The following is a 17,582-nucleotide window of genomic DNA, read 5'->3' as shown; positions in this document are numbered from 1 at the left end:
GTTCCAATCTTTCAAAATAGTAGCCAACTCTTGAGTGCCTTCATTTTTCTCAAGTGCTTTTGAAAATATGGGGCTTAACAGTTCAGCCTGTTTGTTTTTACAATCCAAAATCATATTCCAACAATCTTCTGCGTCTAACTTTTCATTTTGCATGATCAGCTCTTCAATCCTTTGATATCGATAATTAGGAGAAAAATGAGAGGAATAATAATAGGGGTAATCATCAGGTCGCGTGTCATGATTTGCAGTTCCTACCCATCCTCTTTTAGGATTTATCATATGCGGCATTTCATTTTTTGGAATAAACCCATCCCAACTGCCTGTCAGGTTGCCGCTTTGAGGCCGTTCTCCCATATGGTTTGTTCTTTTGGGAATCAATCCTGTGGACTGGTGGGCAATATTCCCTTCAGTATCACCTATGACAAAATTGAAGAACATATTATCTATATCCATAAGAGCATTCCTAAATTCAGATACATTTTTTGATTCTAAAAATTGCTCAATTCCTAAGGATTTACTTTTAGATTCAGTTTGAGACCAACGTAAACTTACCACATCTTTGGTCATCACTCCAAACACCTCGAAATCGGATACGATTGGTCCTCTTGCTGTAGAGCGAATTTCTATTTCTACAGTAGCACCATCTTTAACAAGAATCTTTTCTGTTCGTTTTTTAAACGGAAGTTTCTTGCCTTCTTGAACGTAAAAGTCTCCTTCACTTTCTTCGATAAATAAATCTTGACTATCTCCATAACCGTTAGTTACACCGAACGCAACATGTTCATTTCGCCCAACAATCAACCCTGGAATACCTGGAATAGCTAAGCCTACACCTTTAAAGGAAGGACAAAATAACCCCACGGGATAAAAAATTCCTGGTAGTAATCGTGCATCTAAATGTGGGTCATTAGATACGATAGCTTTACCAGATTTTGATTTATTTTTAGAAATCGCCCAGTTATTAGAACCAAATTTTGGAGCTGGCAGCAAGGTCGAAGCCATTTCTGGTAATGCTTTTGAAAACTTTTCAGAAAATCCTAAAAGAAGTGAATCCACTCCAAATTTTAATGGCTTTGTTCTATCTGGATTCACATTAAGTGGACGTAAATCTTGAGCAAATTCTGTCTGAGCAGCAAGATTTAAACTGAGTATTTCATCATCCATATTTTTAGCATGATTTAATCCTATGAAGTGAACGAGTGAAACTAACTCCTCAGCACTGATATCTTTAGGTTGCATATTTAAAAGACTTAATTCTACTGGAAATTCATCTTTAGCTACTTTTAAATATGCGTTAAAGCCCTCACAATACCATTTCAGGAAATTTTTAGTCTCTTCATTTAGATGCGAAAAACCAATTAATCCGTTTTGTTTCAAATTTAGAACCCGCATTTTAATATCCGATTGCAGCATTGACTCTCCAACTATACTTGAAAGCTCTCCTTTTATCAATGCTCTATAAAATTCTATTTGAAACAGGCGATCTTGAGCACTTACAAAACCCTGCCCCCTAATGGCATCAGCTTTATTTTGAGCAAAAACATAGGCAATCCCATTTTCGTCTCTATGTATTTTTATGGGCTCTTCGTTTACTGCAATTTCAAAGGCTCCGTCTCGTTTAAAGTTATTGATATTAAATAGCCATAGCGAGCTGATAATTATCAATAGAGCAATAACTATTAAAGAGTATGTTATGATTTTTTTCATTTTGGAATAGGGTTTTACATAAGGTTTTCTTGATTGCATACAACGGCGCAGCTATAATTTAGTGTGGAAATTAAAAGTAGTAAACTTTCGATTAAGCACTTAACCAAAACCCGTATTAATTATAGCCATTGTAGTAAAACGTTTTATCCGTCAAAGTCACCACAATCTTCAACTTCAAATTCATCTTCTTTAAAAGTAAAATAATTAGTCACTCTAGCTCCAATATAACTATGCGGAAATTCACCAACTATTTTAAGTTTGTATACTATTTTATTGTCCGTTTTTATAAAAAGCAGATTCAATTCTTTCCCAATATCATTGCTTAGGTCAATTGATATACCATTATTCACCTCTTCTTTTTTGATAATATCATAGGTGTAGAACTTACTTTTTGAAAAAGGAGGTAAGGAATCTGTATTCCCTCTACAATATGGAAATAAATATGCCTTTTCTTGTTTTAACAAAATTGAAGGAGAGTCACACATACAATATGATGAAAAATCAATAATGTATTTTTCTGTATTCTCAGAGTTAATAGTTAATCCAACTAATTCTACATCAAACAGTTCAGAATATTTTTCGTTTTTTATGTCTGAAGTTACTTTTTCTAAAGTGTCTCCAATTTTAGAATCTTTTTCCTGTTTAATATCAAAACAAAAAATCAAGCTTGTTGATATAAAGAATAAAATTGAATAATATCGTTTCATTTTAATGTTTTACAACGGCTGGGCTAAGAGCAGTACGGGAATAAAAAAGCACTTTTGTTTTCGTTTAAGCGATTAGCCGAATCTTTTTGTTTGTTTTTTTTTTCTATTTAAAAGCCAAATCCAAAAGATTTGGCGGACTTTATAAATATACACAGACCTTTGAGTTAAAAACCAAAACCCGTATTAATTATAGGCATTGTTGTGCATAATTATTTTTCCAGTTTACTTTCAAATTTTTCAAGTGTAATTTCTTTCCGCCACCACGAGTATTCTCCGTATGCAATTTTCTTGTTGTAATCCACTTCTAAATAATCGGCATGACATGAAAATAAGTCATAATCATTTTTTTTTTCAGGTTTCGAGTCGTATTCGATTTTCGAGGGTGCTATTAAATAATACTTTCCAACTTTAAATTCCTCAATATATGGTCGACATAGCATTCCGTTATCTCCCCAAATTTTTATTCGTTTTCTAGATTCCGAACCTTTATATTTTTTAATTATTTCAACTGTTATTGAATAAGGGAATTTTTCATTTCGATGTTCCAAATAATCCGTGTATTCAATGACTTTAATAAGTGCTACGAATTCCTGATTATCAGAAACTGCTCCGAATCTGCAATCCCAATTACATTCGCAAGAACATGCGAAAAATTGGATTGAAAACATCATTATTAAAATGAAAAGTAGTTTCTTCATAATTATGCACAACGTCTCGGCTAAGCGTAGTGCGGAGATAAGGAAACTTTTCGTTTCCGTCTGGTCTGCTAGCCAGAGCTTTTTGTTTTGTAATTATTTTTTCTTTTTTAATTGCCAAATCCAAAAGTTTTGGCGGACTTAGCAAATACGCCCAAGCCCTTAAATATAGCACTTAATGTCCTATTTTCTATAGGCATTGTTAGCAAAAGTTATTCTGCGTACAGTTTAATTTTCCGTGAATTTCCATCTAGATTAGTCACGACAATTTCGTATGCCCCTTTCTTCAATGCAAGCTTTATTATGTCCGTTTTATTTTCGACTTCTAAAATGTCCGTTGGCACTCCAGTTTTAATGTCCTCGCCCTTTTTGTAAGCTAAGACCATAACTGGAAACGAAATATCAAGATTATTGAGTTCAAGAGTAACTGGCTTGTTTCCATTTCTGAATAACCAATTCGGTCTGTTATAGACAAGTTTGGTTTTCGGATGTACAACTGCTAAATCTGTCCATCTTTCTTTTTTCTCCACTTTCATCGGGTTCCCATTTTTGTCTATTAGTACAGATGGTTCATTAACCTCAAAAGCTTTTAAAATCGGATGATTGAATACTGGCATACTTTTTTCACTAAATCTAATCTGGTCAATTGTCAAAGGATTTATTCCGGTGTATTCAGTTAAACGAGCTGCCATTGCTTTTTCCCAAGTTTCGTGTATTCCTTCAAACGCGTGGTTAAAACCGCAATGGATTAGAAATTTTTCGTTTGGTTTTTTTTCAATCTCATTTTGAATGTTTTTCGCTTGCTCAATTTCTCTTGGTTTACCATTAGAATCATTGGTTTGTTCATATGGAAAAACATGAAATCCAATTTGCAATGCTGTTCTTATTAAATCACCAAATTGCGGATCTTTAGTGTAATATCCAGTTTCTTGAATTGGATATTTTCTCTGCATTAATAAAGAATCTGTATATTCTCCGTTACCCAAGGTTTCAAAACCTATGTTTTTGTAACCTATCTTGTATAAATCTTGAAGTAAAGATTTTGTTAACACTCTGTGTAAAGAGCTATGGTGAGCCTCGTTGATAATTACTACTTGATTTAATTTTGCTTGCTCAATAATAAAATCGACTGCGTTTTCGGTTTTATAAAGTCCATTTATCGAGTCGATTTGTTGCTCCGTAAGTTCGTCTTCCCACGTACCCATTGCTAAATCCCAATGTTTTAGTGCGTTCCAGTAGTCTCCTTTCATTGCATAAGCTTGTGAAGACATTTGATATTTCCATGAAGTGGTGTCCTTTTCGACCTCACTTTCTATTTGTGAACTAAACTTATAAGGATTTTCAAAGTCGATTATTTCAATTTCACTTTTCTGTCCATTGCAGGACACTAAAAATAGAATTGAGATAAAAACTACAAGCTTTTTCATAATTTTTGCTAACGTACTTGTGTATGAAACGTAGCGTGCAAAACGACACTAGCTTTTCGGATTAACACAGAGCCGAATTTTTATATTTTATTTTTAATTTTTCTCTTTATAAAATCCAAATAAAAAATTTGGCGGACTTTCTAAATATACACAAACCTTTCGGTTAAACACTTATTAGCTATGTTTTATACACCGTGTTACAAACAGTTTTATTTGACGTTATTCAAGACAAATGGAACGTGAATTTCAAAACTATCATCTGTTGTTGAAGTCCAAGGTCCTAAAACCATTAATGTTTCCAAAACACGCTCTTTAATTTTATTAATAGTTAAATCAGAATGTTTAATTGTTTTTAACTTATTTGGGGAATTTGTTTGAGCTATATATGGAAATGTTAAATTACTAGAGTTATAATTAATATTTTCAGCATAATTTATGTCTTCAATTTTTAGAATTCCGTTTATCACTTTTGCCTTAATTTTAAAATCATAATCCGTGATAGTATTCATTAAAATAAATGGAACATTTAGTAAATCTATAAATTCTTTATTTGAAACGATGTTACCATTAAAGGGTATGTTTCCAGATAAATGTTTTCTTGTTGGGTAGTATATAATTATATATTCTCCACTTTCATCATCTCTAGGTAAGTAACTGTTTTTTATCTTAGTTTGATTAGAGGCTAATGATTCGCTTTTATCAAAATTATAAGAAGTAATTATTTTTTTTCCTTTACTATCGTAGCTATTCCAAATTCCAATTGGTTTTCCGTTTTGATAGTTTCCTTTTTTAATAATTTTCCCTTTTTTGCTAAAGTATAACCATTCTCCCTTAGGCAGGTTATTTTCAAATTCAGCTTTTAATTTAGGATTTCCATCAAAATCAAATAATTCATATTTTCCATTTAATTTTCCATCAATAAATTCTATACTGCTTATTAATTTTCCATTTTCGTTTTTAACAGTCCAAAGTCCATCTTTATTTCCATTTTTGTAATTTCCGATTTCAACAAGAGAATTTGTACAATTCAATTTGTATTCTCCATCTCTGATAGTATCATCATTTTTTGAATAGTTTATTATTTCGGTACAGTTACAATGCTCATAATTTGTTGTTTTTTGAGCATAAGAAAATTGAAGGCAATTAATACTTATAGAAAATAGGATAAGTAAGGCTTTATTCATTTTGATTTTTTTGGGTTTAATTGTTTGTAACAATTGTATATGTGCACAATTACACATATATCTTTTATAACACAACTAATATAAAACAAAAAAACCATCACTTTTCAGTGATGGTTTTTATATCATTAGACTAAATCTTACAACTTAGTTTCCTTTTTGGTAATCTGCCAAGAACTTAGCTAAACCACTATCAGTTAATGGGTGCTTTAATAGTCCAGTAATTGAACTTAAACCACCTGTCATAACATCAGCACCAATTTTAGCACAGTCGATAATATGCATTACGTGACGTACAGAAGCCGCTAGTATTTCAGTTTGGTAACCGTAGTTATCATATATCATACGAATATCTGCTATCAATCCTAAACCGTCAGTTGAGATATCATCTAAACGACCAATGAAAGGCGATACGTATGTTGCACCTGCCTTAGCTGCCAATAATGCTTGACCAGAAGAAAATACCAATGTACAGTTTGTTCTATATCCTTTATCAGAGAAATACTTAATTGCTTTTACACCTTCTTTGATCATAGGTACTTTAATTACGATCTGAGGGCTAATTTTAACCAACTTCTCGCCTTCTGCAATCATACCTTCATAATCTGTAGAAATAACCTCAGCACTAACGTCACCGTCAACTACATCACATATTTTCTTGTAATGTGCCAAAATGTTGTCTGCACCTGTAATTCCTTCTTTCGCCATTAAAGACGGGTTGGTAGTTACACCATCTAAAATACCCATATCTTGAGCTTCTTTGATTTCGTCTAAATTCGCTGTATCTATAAAAAATTTCATTTTGTCTTATTTTAAAATTATTATGAATGTCTTTAAGGCAAGCCTTAAAGATCGTTTACTTTAAAAAATCTACTACTTGTTGGTATACTTGATCACCGGTGAAACCGAATTTTTCATCAAGTACCGTTGCCGGTGCAGAATAACCAAAGTGCTCTAAACCGAATACTTTTCCGTTAGGTCCTGCCAAACCTTCTAAGTTTACAGGAAGACCTGCTGTAAGTCCGAAAACCGGTTTGTTCGGCGGAATCACTTTTTCCTGGTATGCTTCTGACTGTTGTCTAAATATACCTTCTGAAGGAATAGAAGCGATATTCACTTTTAACCCATCTTTTTCTTCCAATAATTTTGTTGCAGCTACCAATGTTGCCACTTCAGAACCATTCGCAATTAAAATTATATCTGGATCTGCTACTTCTTGTACCAAGTAACCTCCCTTTTCAGCTCCTAATGCTTCTTCATAACGGTCACCACTCTTTGCAGGAAGATCTTTTATCCCTTGACGAGATAAAATAAGTCCGGTAGGAGTTTTTTGGTTTTCCATGGCCATTTTCCAAGCTACATTTGTTTCTTGTGAATCTGCAGGACGCAATGCTACAAAACTTTGCTCGTGGCTATGGTTCTTTAATTTCTCTAACAAACGTATTTGAGCTTCTTGCTCAATTGGCTGGTGTGTTGGTCCGTCCTCTCCTACTCTAAAGGCATCATGAGTCCAAACAAACTTTACCGGTAATTCTTGAATACAGCTTAAACGTATAGCTGGTTTCATATAATCAGAGAACACAAAGAATGTTGCCACTACTGCCATTACTCCGCCGTGAAGCGCAATACCGTTTGCCATAGTCGCCATAGTCAATTCCGCTACTCCTGCCTGTAAGAAAGCTCCAGAGAAATCTCCTTTTTGTAACACGCTGGTTTTCTTTAAGAACCCGTCCGTTTTATCACTGTTAGATAAATCTGCAGAAGAAACAATCATATTCTCTACATTCTGTGCCAAGTATGCCAAAACGTTAGATGAAGCGGCACGTGTTGCCTGACCTTCTTTTTGAGCTACCGAACTGAAATCCAAGTCTGGTAATTTACCTTCTAAGAAACCGTCTAATTTAGCAGATAGCTCGGCATTCTCTGAACGCCATGCATCTATCTCTTTTTTCTTAGCCTGTGCTTCATCTTTCTTTTTATTAATAATGCCTTCGTAATACTCTTCTACTTTTGAATAGATATCAAAAGGATTGGCTACGTCTGCACCTAAATTTACCAAGGTCTTTTCATAATCCGCACCTGTATTACCAATTGGCTTACCGTGTAGTTCTGTATAACCTTCGTATGGTGTACCGTCTGCAGTTACACAACCTTTACCCATAATCGTTTGACCGATTATCAATGTTGGTTTTTCTGTTTCTGCATTGGCATCTGTCAACGCTTTTCTTATTTGATCGTGATCATGACCATCTATAGTTACTACCTTCCATCCCCAAGCTTCATATTTCTTAGCAGTATCTTCTGAAGTTACCTCATCTGTTTTTGAGGATAACTGAACATCGTTAGAATCATAGAACATGATAAAGTTGCTTAAGCCTAAATGACCTGCAATTCTACCTGCACCTTGAGAGATTTCTTCTTGTACACCACCATCAGAAATAAAACCATAGATTTTATGGTTCATCCAATCTCCAAAACGTGCTTTCAAGAAATTAGCCGCTACTGCAGCACCTACACCCATAGTATGACCTTGACCTAATGGACCTGATGTATTTTCAATACCTCTTGCAACATCAACTTCTGGGTGACCCGGTGTTACCGATCCCCATTGTCTAAAATTAGATACATCGTCTTTAGAGTAATTACCCAATAAATAGTATTGAGCGTACATTAATGTAGATAAGTGCCCTGCATCCATGAAAAAACGATCACGAAACGGCCACTTCATATCAGAAGGATCGTAGTTGAAAAATTCAGAATATAAAATGTGCATGTAGTCTGCGCCTCCCATTGGCCCACCTGGGTGTCCAGAATTTGCCTTTTCTACCATCGCTACAGCTAATGCCCTTATATTGTCGGCTGCTAATTGATCTAGTTCCTTGTTCATTATATTATTAGATTATTTTTCAGGTTCGTGTTTATTTTACTCGCTACTAAAATTCTCCCCCAAAGATACTTTATAATGGGCGCTAATTAAAATATTTTGACCAACATAATTCTATAGAATTCAAGTGATAAGCACTCATACGCTACCAGTTTATAAGATTTATGTTTGCCAAAGGGTTTTCGAATTATGTTTAGACGCTATTTTATGAATTTGTCCTGTCTAAACTATACTAACAAAAGGGCTCTACCTCTTTTTCACAATGGCTTCTTCACCTTTACCAATTATGACCAAATTGGTTGTGGTCAAGAATAATCCGGTTTCAACTATACCGGGTATGGTTTTTAATTGCTGCTCTAAATCGGTCAAAGTGATATTAGTATCCCAAATATCAATATCAACAATGTCGTTATTCTCATCGGTCTTATAGTCGGCATCACCGTTCATACGCTGTACGGGTCTCAGATTCATTGCTTCCAATTCCTTGATAATTAAACTTGTAGCAAAAGGTATTGTTTCAATAGGCAATTTAAATTTCCCTAACTTAGAAACACTCTTTGATGAATCTGCGATAATAATATTTAAGTCTGAATTATGCGCAACGATTTTTTCACGTAGCAATGCTCCACCACCGCCTTTGATCAGCTGAAAGTCTTCATCTACTTCATCTGCACCATCAATAGTAACATCTAACCTTTTAGCTTCTGCAAGGGTTATGACATCTATACCTAGCTTTGTAGCTAGTTTTTCTGTTTCATTAGAAGTTGCAACGGCTTTAATCTGCATTCCGCTTTTCACCATTTCACCAATTGCCTCTATCATAAAAAATGCGGTAGATCCAGTACCTAGACCAACCGTCATACCAGATTTTACATATTTTACCGCTTCTAATGCTGCTACTTTTTTTTCGTTTACCGCGCTCACCTTATGTATTGATTATAGTTTATCTGATGCTAAAGATATTTAGAATTAATAGATAGCATTACCCTAAGCCCAAAGTAATATTAAATATTTTGTGATATATGCGTTAAAACAACGTAAACGAAAAAGATATTAACGGCTTATACTGATATTATGCTCAACAAGTGACAATGCTAATAAAGGTACATGACAGCAAAATGTAGATCTGCCAACGATATAATCATGGCATAAATTTCTTAAATAACCATTTGCATCATTAGATATAACAAGTAATTGGCAATTAGTCTGATCCACATAGCTTTTTAAAGTAGTTGTTAAGGAACTTTCGGCTTCTAATTTGTAGAAATTATGATAAATACCTACTAACTTTTTAGTAAATATTTCATGATTCAACTGCTGTAATTCTGTTACTTGAGCAGTTGTACTTTGTATGCTTGCAATTTGTACAGTGCTATTAAAATACCGCGCCAATTCTACTACAGGATTCAATTCATTACCATTAAGTAAATGATTGAATTCTGATATGACTGAAATGGATTGTAGACTTTCAAAATGGACCCTTGGCGGAATCACCATTACGGGACATTGATACGCATGATTCAAAATTTTTACGGTATTTCTTCCCAAAAATATAGATTCGTCATCAGCACCACCGCTAGCACTCATCATTATAAAATCTATATCATTTTCTTGGACTACTTCTTCTACTTCATCTACCAACATTGAAAATGTAGAAATAGAACTATACTTATGTAGCGGATTTCTGTATTCCTTTTTTATCCGATGTATCGTTTTTCGTAATCCTTTTTCTGAAGCAGATTGAGCGGAACAACCTTTTGCCGTATCTGAAGCCCTACCTGCCATTAAGCGATTACTGTGCATCTCTGGCGTGTAGGCATTTAAGAAGTAAAATACGCATTCAGTTTCTGCAAACAATTGCAGGGCGTACGTTGTGGCGTTCCATGCTGCTAACGAGAAATCGGTTGGTATTAAAATTTTTTTCATAAATGAGGCTCATCATTTGATGATAAAAATAGTTTCACCAATGAATTGAAACTATGACATTTATCAACTTCGATAATTATTTAAAAACCATCGGCAAGTTCTTGTAGGGTATCCTCTTCTAAAACTCCTATCTTTTTACCTTCTGTTTTTATATATCCTTTTTTCTTAAAATCTGAAATCATACGAATTAAAGACTCCGTAGCAGCACCTACTATATTTGCATAATCATCTCTACTTAGGGTTAATGACAAAAAACCGTTCTCATCTTCTCCGTAGTTCTTCTTTAAATAGATAAAGGCTTCTGCCAAGCGCTGTCTTACCGTTTTCTGCGACATATTAACGATAACATCATCTGCCTCTTTTAAATCATGGGCCAGGTGCCGTAACACTTCTAAAGAAAAATTAGGATTGGTATTCAGCGTATTTGATATGACTTCTTTTGGTATAAAACAAACCTCCATATCATTAATGGCCGTAGCACTTAAATTGGTGAAATCCTCGGCAATTACCGATCGTTGCCCCATTATTTCTCCTCTATTGGTAAGCTTTACAATTTGCTCTTTACCATTACTGCTTAATTTAGACAACTTAGAAACACCATCTCTAACACAAAATACGCCATCTAACTTCTGCCCTTCTATAAATAAAGGTTCTCCCTTTTTAATCTTCTTAGATATCTTAGAGTCAGATACTTTTTTTAATTCGTCCTTGTTTAACGCACGGAGAGAATTAAACTGTCTTATGATACAATTTTCACATCTATTTTCCATGGTTACATTTTTAAATATGGTGCAAAATTACATAAGCCTATAATTGTAATAAGTGACAATTATCATGTTTTAGAAAGTGTTTCATTTTCACCTTTGCAATATATTAGTTAATAATTATGCAAGCAGATACATGTTTTCATTGCGGTGATCCTTGTGATAGACAACTTATAACATATGACGAAAAATCATTTTGTTGTACCGGTTGTAAAACCGTCTATGAAATATTCTCTACAAACGATCTAGCTCATTATTATGAACTACAAGAAGCCGCAGGCTCTACACCTAATGCTATTGAAGGAAAATATGATTTTCTAGATAATGAAGAAATTATAGCGAAACTGACAGAGTTTAATGATGGTAACATTCAAATCATCAACTTATATATACCTACCATTCACTGCAGTTCATGTATTTGGATTTTAGAGAACCTGAATAAACTGAACAAGCACGTAACCAACTCTCAGGTAGATTTCCCTAAGAAAACGATTAGGGTAACTTACAAAAATGAAGATTTCAGCTTAAAGACCTTGGTCTTGCTTTTAGCAAAAATTGGGTATGAACCTTACATCTCACTAGAAGATTTTGAAGGTAAAAAGAAGGTATCTGACAGAAGCTTAATATATAAACTTGGTGTTGCTGGCTTTGCCTTTGGTAACGTCATGTTTCTATCTTTTCCTGACTATTTTGACCTAGGGTCTAGTGCCGCTTCTGGCGGTGAGTATTGGTTGAATAAATATCAAGATTTATTTAGGTGGATGATGTTCATCTTTTCTTTACCCGTTGTGTTCTATGCAGGGTGGGATTATTTTGTGTCTGCATACAAAGGGTTACGAGCAAAGCTTTTAAATATTGATGTGCCCATTGCACTCGGTATTTTAGTATTATTTCTAAGAAGTACCTATGATATCGCTTTTAATTTGGGCAGTGGTTTTTTTGATTCCCTCACCGGACTCGTATTCTTTCTATTACTAGGTAAGTTCTTTCAACAAAGAACTTATAGCTTTTTATCATTTGAGCGCGATTACAAATCGTATTTCCCTATTGCTATCACCAGATTAAATTTAAAAGGTAAAGAAGAAACGGTACCTGTTCAAGAAATTGAAAAGGGTGATAGAATTTTGATCAGAAACGAAGAGATGATTCCTGTTGACGGTACTTTGGTATACGGTAATGCACAAATAGATTATAGCTTTGTTTCAGGGGAATCTGAACCTGTGGCCAAAGAAATTGGAGAACAAGTATTTGCCGGCGGAAAGCAGTTGAACGGTGTTATTGAAATGATTGCCTTAAAATCCGTATCACAAAGTTACTTGACCCAATTATGGGGCAATGCCGTTTTCAAAACAGATAAAGTAACTGCTTTTCAAAACCTTACCGATAGTATTGGTAAACGTTTTACCATTGCCGTACTTTTAATTGCTTTTATTGCTACTGCTTTTTGGTTATACTATGACCCGTCTAAAGCCATGAACGTTTTTACTGCAGTATTGATTATTGCTTGCCCATGTGCCATAGCACTGGCATCACCGTTTACCTTAGGCAATATGCTGCGTATTTTCGGTAAAAAGAAATTCTATATTAAAGACACCCAAACTATTGAACGTTTGGCAAAAATAGACACCGCCATATTTGATAAAACAGGAACAATTACCACTTCTCAAAAAAGTACGGCTCATTATGAAGGTATGCCATTATCCCCAGAAGAAGAATCTATTTTAAAGAACACCATAAGAGCTTCTAATCACCCTTTAAGCAGATCTTTATATGACCTACTTAAAGAGCAGAATATCATAACCTTAGATGAATATGAAGAACATGTAGGCAAAGGGCTTGAAAGCTCAAAAGATGATATAAACATGAAGATCGGCTCTGCCAATTTTGTAGGTAAGGGCAACTCAGAAAATCTATTGGATACTTCTATTTACATCAGCTCTAACGACGCTTATAAAGGAAGATATGTTTTTCAAAATCAATATCGTGATGGAGTTTCATCTGTATTTAAAAACATGTCTGCAACTTTAAACCTGGCAATACTATCTGGTGATAATGAAGGCGAAAAGGAACGACTAGAAGCTCTGCTGCCAAAATTGACTCCGTTGTACTTTAATCAAAAACCAAAAACAAAACTAGAGTTCATAAAATCTTTACAAGACCAAGGCAAAAAAGTCTTAATGGTAGGTGACGGATTAAATGATGCCGGGGCGCTTGCGCAAAGTAACGTAGGCATTGCCATTTCTGAAAACATCAATGTCTTCTCCCCTGCCTGCGACGCTATCCTAGATGCTTCTAAATTTCAACAGCTATACTCTTATATACTGGCATCTAAAAAAGCAATGCGAATTATTAAAATGAGTTTTATATTATCATTACTCTACAATTGCGTGGGTCTATATTTTGCCATTACAGGTCAATTAGAACCCGTAATAGCGGCAATTCTTATGCCTTTGAGCTCTATTAGCATTGTCATTTTTACTACGGTTATGACCAACTTCATTGGTAGAAAACTTCCATAATCAAAGAATTATTATCAAAATTCATTTTGTACCAATCTTAGTAATTTAAGGTGGTAAATCTAGTATTCATTTTTTCTTTCTGTAGCCGTATTAAAATAATTTAATCCACAGAAACACGTCATTTACAAATCAATTTTATTTGTTGATTTTCAGCTACTTAAAAACTATAAAACAACACTAAACTTATCAGTCATTTTAAATATTTTAAGAAAATTTTTAAAGTATGACAATTGTCATTTTCTAAGGTTTGCTTCACTCTTACTTTTACGGAATAATTCAGGTAGGTATGAGTGTAATTTATGTTTTACTAGCAATTAGTCTAGTTGTGGCAATTATCTTTTTTGTCGCTTTTATCGTATCGGTCAGGCAAGGACAATACGATGATGCTTACACCCCATCTGTACGTATGCTTTTTGAAGATGAACTGGTCAAACCAAAAGAGACCAACACTAAAGATTTTAAACAAGAGAAAATCCAACTAAATAAACAAGTATAATTATGGAAGTACAGCAGTTTTATTACGATAACAAAATCGTGAAAAATTTCCTTTATGCAACCATGTTCTGGGGTATTGTGGGTATGTCCGTAGGCTTATTGTTAGCCTTCATGTTCATGTTCCCTAACGTAACCGATGGTATATCATGGTTAAGTTTTGGTCGCTTACGCCCGTTGCACACCAACGCGGTAATTTTTGCATTTGTAGGTAACGCTATATATGCAGGTGTCTATTACTCTACACAACGTCTTTTAAAGGCGCGTATGTACAGTGATTTTCTAAGTAAATTCAATTTTTGGGGTTGGCAATTGATTATCGTTGCAGCCGCAATTACATTACCATTAGGGTATACAAGCTCTAAAGAATATGCCGAACTTGAATGGCCTATAGATTTAGCCATTGCGGTTGTTTGGGTAGCCTTTGGTGTCAACCTTATAGGTACCATGATCAAAAGAAGACAGCGTCACCTATATGTGGCTATCTGGTTCTATTTGGCAACCTTTGTTACCGTTGCAGTACTTCATATTTTCAATAGTTTAGAACTGCCTGTTACCGCATTTAAAAGTTACTCTGTTTATGCAGGTGTACAAGATGCATTGGTACAATGGTGGTACGGTCATAATGCGGTTGCATTTTTCTTGACTACTCCATTTTTAGGGCTTATGTATTACTTTGTCCCTAAAGCGGCAAACAGACCGGTATATTCATACAGACTGTCTATTGTACACTTCTGGTCATTGATATTTATTTATATCTGGGCAGGTCCACACCACCTTCTTTATTCTGCTTTGCCTGATTGGGCTCAGAATTTAGGGGTAGCTTTCTCTATTATGCTATTGGCGCCGTCATGGGGTGGTATGATCAACGGACTATTAACCTTGCGTGGTGCTTGGGATAAGGTACGTACAGATCCTGTTTTAAAATTTATGGTAGTCGCCATTACCGGTTATGGTATGGCAACTTTTGAAGGTCCAATGCTTTCTCTTAAAAACGTAAACGCAATTGCCCACTTTAGTGATTGGATTATTGCTCACGTACACGTAGGTGCCTTAGCATGGAACGGATTCTTGACCTTTGGTATGATTTACTATTTGGTACCAAAAATGACCAAAAATAAGTTGTTCTCTATTGGGCTAGCAAACTTCCACTTCTGGATCGGTACCTTAGGTATCATTCTATATACCTTACCTATGTATGTTGCTGGGTTTACTCAAGCATTAATGTGGAAAGACTTTAACCCAGATGGTACGTTGGTTTACGGTAACTTTTTAGAAACCGTAAATGAGATTATGCCTATGTACTGGATGCGTGCCATTGGTGGTAGCCTTTATATTGTTGGTGCATGTGTTATGATTTATAACGTAGTTCGTACTATAAAAGCTGGTAGCGTTATAGAAGATGAATTGGCAGAAGCTGCTGCACTTACTACGGTATCTAAACGTAGAACCGCTGGAGAAACTTTCCATACTTGGTTAGAGCGTAAGCCTATTCAATTGACCATTTTAGCTACAGTGGCCATCTTGATTGGTGGTATTATACAAATTGTACCTACCATTTTGGTGAAATCTAACATACCAACCATTACCAGCGTTAAACCATATACGCCTTTAGAATTAGAAGGTCGTGATCTTTATATTCGTGAAGGTTGTGTTAGCTGTCACTCGCAAATGGTTCGTCCGTTTAGAAGTGAGGTTGAACGTTATGGTGAATATGCCAAAGCTGGTGAGTTTGTATACGATCACCCATTCCTATGGGGTAGTAAACGTACCGGTCCAGATTTGTTACGTGTAGGTGGCAAATACTCTGACAACTGGCACTTAAACCATATGTATGATCCACAAAGTACTTCTTCTGGTTCTATAATGCCGTCATACTCTTGGCTTGTTCGCGATGAACATGATAGAAGTGATATAGAAGCTAAAATGGAAGCCATGGTCACTTTGGGTGTTCCTTACACAGAAGAAGATATTGCAAATGCCCAAGCTTCAATGGATGCTCAGGCAGAGAAAATTGAGAAAAACTTATATAGTGACCCGGATTTTGCAAAATCTTATGAGGCAGACAAAAAGTATGCCGCTGAAAATGGAGAGGAATTCATAGAAATGAGAGACCGTGAAATTGTATCCTTAATAGCATACCTACAACGTTTAGGTACCGATATTAAGATTAAGGAAACTGGCGAATTATTATCTGATAACTAAAACAAAAAAATCATGTTCAAATTTGTAAAAGGTTACATGGAAACTATAGATGGCGTAGCAACCTATCCCATGATATCATTACTAATCTTCTTTGTGTTTTTTACACTATTATTTTGGTGGGTAATTACAGCCTCAAAATCATACATTAAAGAAGTTAGTGAAATGCCTTTAGAAGAAGATAACCAACAAAACAACCAATTATGAAAAACAATACAGCCTGGTGGTTAAGAATAACAGTGGCCTTTTTCCTGATCGTAGTACTTATGGAAGTTTACATTGATAGCGGTGACAAACCAGCTTTTCTGGCATACCCTACAATGATGTTTGGCTTTATGGCACTAATACTATTGCTTTTAATAGCAATTGCCTTTATAGTGCAAGCTATTGAGAATGTTTTATACAATACGCTAGATGAAGAAGCTAAACTGCGCTATTTAGAAGCTAAAGAAGAAAAGTGGGAATGGACTTGGGGTAAAAAAATGTACAACAAAATGTTGGGCAGTAAACCTATAGAGTCTGAAGGTGAAATTATTCTTGACCATAACTATGACGGTATTCGCGAGTTGGATAACAACTTACCACCTTGGTGGGTGTATCTATTTTATGCTTCTATTGTATTTGGAATAGTTTACCTGCTTCGTTTTCATGTCTTTAATGATTACAATCAAAAACTGGAATACGAACAAGAAGTTGCTGCAGCACAATTAGAAATTGAAGCATATAAAAAGACCGCAAAAGGTCTTGTTGATGCCAATACGGTAGAATTATTAACTGATGCATCTGATATAAGTGCCGGTAAAGGCATTTTTGAAAGTAACTGTGTTGCCTGCCATATGGCGGATGGTGGCGGTGGTATTGGACCAAACCTAACAGATCAAAACTGGATTCTTGGTGGTGGTATTAAAAACGTTTTCCATACCATTTCTGAAGGTGGTCGTGACGGTAAGGGTATGATCGCTTGGAAACAGAACTTAAAACCTGCAGAAATTGCTCAGGTAGCTAGTTACGTTTTAAGTTTTCAAGGTACCACACCTGCTAACCCTAAGGCGCCCGAAGGTGATGTTTGGGTAGATCC

At 35.1% G+C, this 17,582-nt stretch carries 15 protein-coding genes; 5 read left to right on the top strand and 10 right to left on the bottom strand.

Annotated elements, in window-relative coordinates; translation table 11 throughout:
• The 10 genes from ABJI11_RS17630 to ABJI11_RS17585 all read right to left on the bottom strand — a co-directional run.
• On the bottom strand, positions 1 to 1,707 hold a 1,707-nt coding region (locus ABJI11_RS17630), incomplete at its 3' end, for a penicillin acylase family protein (RefSeq protein WP_348355271.1).
• A gap of 143 nt (positions 1,708 to 1,850) precedes the next feature.
• A complete protein-coding gene (locus tag ABJI11_RS17625) occupies positions 1,851 to 2,414 on the bottom strand; it encodes a hypothetical protein (protein WP_348355268.1) in 564 nt (187 codons plus the stop codon).
• Positions 2,415 to 2,623: 209 nt separating this feature from the next.
• The gene (locus ABJI11_RS17620; protein ID WP_348355265.1) at positions 2,624 to 3,112 is read right to left on the bottom strand and encodes a hypothetical protein; all 489 of its coding nucleotides are present in this window, start codon (positions 3,110 to 3,112) and stop codon (positions 2,624 to 2,626) included.
• 209 nt (positions 3,113 to 3,321) lie between these two features.
• Positions 3,322 to 4,536, bottom strand: coding sequence for a hypothetical protein (locus ABJI11_RS17615; RefSeq protein ID WP_348355263.1), 1,215 nt, complete (start codon positions 4,534 to 4,536; stop codon positions 3,322 to 3,324).
• Between the two features lie 209 nt (positions 4,537 to 4,745).
• Entirely contained in the window at positions 4,746 to 5,720 is a 975-nt protein-coding gene (locus ABJI11_RS17610) for a hypothetical protein (RefSeq protein ID WP_348355260.1), read from the bottom strand.
• Positions 5,721 to 5,864: 144 nt separating this feature from the next.
• Positions 5,865 to 6,518: a fructose-6-phosphate aldolase gene (gene fsa, locus ABJI11_RS17605; RefSeq protein ID WP_036155370.1), complete on the bottom strand. Its 654-nt coding sequence runs from the start codon at positions 6,516 to 6,518 to the stop codon at positions 5,865 to 5,867.
• A gap of 55 nt (positions 6,519 to 6,573) precedes the next feature.
• The gene (locus tag ABJI11_RS17600) at positions 6,574 to 8,604 is read right to left on the bottom strand and encodes a transketolase (RefSeq protein ID WP_348355257.1); all 2,031 of its coding nucleotides are present in this window, start codon (positions 8,602 to 8,604) and stop codon (positions 6,574 to 6,576) included.
• A gap of 243 nt (positions 8,605 to 8,847) precedes the next feature.
• Positions 8,848 to 9,525: a ribose-5-phosphate isomerase RpiA gene (gene rpiA / locus ABJI11_RS17595; protein ID WP_348355254.1), complete on the bottom strand. Its 678-nt coding sequence runs from the start codon at positions 9,523 to 9,525 to the stop codon at positions 8,848 to 8,850.
• Positions 9,526 to 9,654: 129 nt separating this feature from the next.
• Positions 9,655 to 10,527 carry a universal stress protein gene (locus ABJI11_RS17590; protein ID WP_348355251.1) on the bottom strand — a complete coding sequence of 291 codons (873 nt, stop codon included), beginning with the start codon at positions 10,525 to 10,527 and terminating at the stop codon, positions 9,655 to 9,657.
• Between the two features lie 80 nt (positions 10,528 to 10,607).
• Positions 10,608 to 11,297 carry a Crp/Fnr family transcriptional regulator gene (locus ABJI11_RS17585; RefSeq protein ID WP_348355248.1) on the bottom strand — a complete coding sequence of 230 codons (690 nt, stop codon included), beginning with the start codon at positions 11,295 to 11,297 and terminating at the stop codon, positions 10,608 to 10,610.
• Between the two features lie 116 nt (positions 11,298 to 11,413).
• On the opposite strand from ABJI11_RS17585, the gene ABJI11_RS17580 reads away from it, so the two are divergent.
• From ABJI11_RS17580 to ABJI11_RS17560, 5 genes are all read left to right on the top strand, one after another.
• A complete protein-coding gene (locus tag ABJI11_RS17580) occupies positions 11,414 to 13,810 on the top strand; it encodes a heavy metal translocating P-type ATPase metal-binding domain-containing protein (RefSeq protein WP_348355245.1) in 2,397 nt (798 codons plus the stop codon).
• A gap of 286 nt (positions 13,811 to 14,096) precedes the next feature.
• Positions 14,097 to 14,306 (top strand): cbb3-type cytochrome oxidase assembly protein CcoS, encoded by a 210-nt coding sequence (gene ccoS, locus ABJI11_RS17575; protein ID WP_348355274.1) that lies wholly within the window; start codon positions 14,097 to 14,099, stop codon positions 14,304 to 14,306.
• A gap of 2 nt (positions 14,307 to 14,308) precedes the next feature.
• The gene (ccoN, locus tag ABJI11_RS17570; RefSeq protein WP_348355243.1) at positions 14,309 to 16,507 is read left to right on the top strand and encodes a cytochrome-c oxidase, cbb3-type subunit I; all 2,199 of its coding nucleotides are present in this window, start codon (positions 14,309 to 14,311) and stop codon (positions 16,505 to 16,507) included.
• Between the two features lie 12 nt (positions 16,508 to 16,519).
• Positions 16,520 to 16,711: a CcoQ/FixQ family Cbb3-type cytochrome c oxidase assembly chaperone gene (locus ABJI11_RS17565; RefSeq protein ID WP_348355240.1), complete on the top strand. Its 192-nt coding sequence runs from the start codon at positions 16,520 to 16,522 to the stop codon at positions 16,709 to 16,711.
• On the top strand, positions 16,708 to 17,582 hold an 875-nt coding region (locus ABJI11_RS17560; RefSeq protein ID WP_348355237.1), incomplete at its 3' end, for a cbb3-type cytochrome c oxidase N-terminal domain-containing protein. The genes ABJI11_RS17565 and ABJI11_RS17560, both read left to right, overlap by 4 nt.

This window comes from Maribacter sp. (assembly GCF_039968975.1).
Lineage (GTDB): Bacteria > Bacteroidota > Bacteroidia > Flavobacteriales > Flavobacteriaceae > Maribacter.
Note: the sequence above shows the minus strand (reverse complement) of the source record. Positions and strands in the feature narration are given on the sequence as shown.